This is a genomic window from Microbacterium sp. H6, assembly GCF_003314775.1.
Lineage (GTDB): Bacteria > Actinomycetota > Actinomycetes > Actinomycetales > Microbacteriaceae > Microbacterium > Microbacterium oxydans.
Genome location: NZ_QOAY01000032.1, coordinates 56,433 through 58,446 on the forward strand (window position 1 = coordinate 56,433; position 2,014 = coordinate 58,446).

Below are 2,014 nucleotides of genomic sequence, written 5' to 3' on the forward strand. Positions count from 1 at the left end.
CGCGATCTCACCTCATCCGCCGGTCCGGAGGAGAGCACGTCGACGCGAGGCTCCCCCGTGACGACGACGCGCTCGTCGCCGAGGCCGAACGCCGACTCCAGGCGCCCTCTCGCGCGATGCGAGGCCGCAGGGAGCACGCGGATGCGCTGGGCGGCCGCACGGTACAGGACACCGACCGCACGACTCAGCAGCGCCGCTCCGGGGACGGCGGGGACCTCCGTCGTCGCCCGGGAGTCCAGCCCGATCCGCTTCAACGGGATCCCGTGCCAGAGCTGGACGACGAACCCGCCCCCGTTCGCGTAGCGGTTCACGTCGCCCAGTCCGTGGGTCACGACGAGCACGCCCGCCCGCGCTGTCGCCCACCAGCCTCGCAACCCGCTCTTGCGGACGAAGCGGATGCCGAGTGCGGCAGCGTCGTGGTCCTCGCGCTCCGACGACGTGAGCCATACCGTGTCGTGGCCGAGCCGCGCTGCGTGGCGCTGCAGCGCGAGAGCGCCGTCACCGACCCCGGCTCCACAGCCGAAGACCCAGCGCCGTCCACGCGGCAGCACGAGCGTGCCGATGCGTCCGACGGCATACAGCGGGATCCGGAGCAGCTTGGCCGCATTGCCGGTGCCGAAAGAGAAGGACGCCACTCCGCGAGCCTATCGCGGGGTGGCGTCCTTCTCTGTGTGTGAGGCGTACTCAGCCGGCGAGTTCGCCGAGCGTCACGTCGACGTCGTAGTCCTTGCCTCCGCGCACGTACGTGACCTTGGCATCGCTGCCGGCCGCAGCCGCACGGACCTGGGCGGTGAGATCGCTCGCACTGGTGATGGGGACACCGTTGAACTCGGTGACCACGTCACCCTCCTTGATGCCGGCGGCCGCCGCTGCGCCGCCCTCGTTCGCCTTGGCGATGTAGGCCCCGGAGACGGTCGCTCCCTGCACGCTCGAGGCGTCCTGCACGGAGGCGCCCAGCAGACCGTGCGTCGCGACCCCGTCGGCGATGATCTCGTCCGAGACGCGCTTGGCGATGTTCGACGGGATGGCGAAGCCGATGCCGATCGAGCCCGACTCCTCGGAGCTTCCCGAACTCGCGATCGCCACGTTGATGCCGATCAGCTCGCCCTTGCTGTTCACCAGAGCACCACCGGAGTTGCCGTGGTTGATCGCCGCGTCCGTCTGGATCACCGCGATCGAGATGGAGTCGGAGGTCTGCGGCGTGCCGCTGCCCGGGATGTCGAACTGGAACGGTCCCTGTCCCTGCCCCTGATCGGGCGTCTGCTGCTGATCCGGCGCATCCTGCGACGAGGAGTCGGGCAGCGCGGAGGAGGCGATCTGGATGCTCCGGTTCAGGGCGCTCACGATGCCGGTCGTGACGGAGTTCGCCAGTCCCAGCGGCGCGCCCAGCGCGACGGCCGTGTCTCCGACGTTGAGCTTCGAGGAGTCGGCGAACTCCATCGGGGTGAGCCCCTTGGCATCCTTCAGCTTGATCACGGCAAGGTCGTAGATCGGGTCGGTCCCGACCACGGTCGCCTCGAAGATGCGCCCGTCCGACGTCGTCACGCGGATCGTCGGATCGGCGACCGCGCCGCCCAGCGTCACGACGTGCGTGTTGGTGAGCACGTATCCGTCGTCGCTGATGATGACGCCGGACCCGCTGCCCGCCTGGTCGGAGCCGGCGACCTCGATGGTCACGACGGAGGGAAGGGCTGCCGTGGCGACGGCGGTCGTCTCGTTGACGGATCCGGGGTTGTTCACCGTCACGGTCTGCGGCCCTGTGGCCGTGCCCGACGACGGGCGGTCCTGGATGCCGTTGAGCAGCGCCCCTCCGCCGAACCCGGCGACTCCGCCGACCAGGGCTGCGGCCACGATGAAGGCGGCGAACTTCGCGCCGCCACGAGGCTTCTGCTCCTTGGTCTTCGTCCCGTCGCCGTGGGCGCCGTACGGAGCGCCGTCGCCGAGAGGCTGGGTGGGCTGCGTGTGCGCGGTCGCGGTGGGGATGCCGAACGCGGCTCCCTGCGCAGTGGCCGTT

Annotated in this window: 2 protein-coding genes; both read right to left on the reverse strand. The window is 70.4% G+C overall.

Annotated elements, in window-relative coordinates; translation table 11 throughout:
• On the reverse strand, positions 1-635 hold a 635-nt coding region (locus tag DSP71_RS01700; RefSeq protein WP_181800634.1), incomplete at its 3' end, for a CDP-glycerol glycerophosphotransferase family protein.
• Positions 636-684: 49 nt separating this feature from the next.
• Positions 685-2,014: S1C family serine protease (locus DSP71_RS01705; RefSeq protein ID WP_113680205.1), on the reverse strand; the 1,330-nt coding region annotated here is incomplete at its 5' end.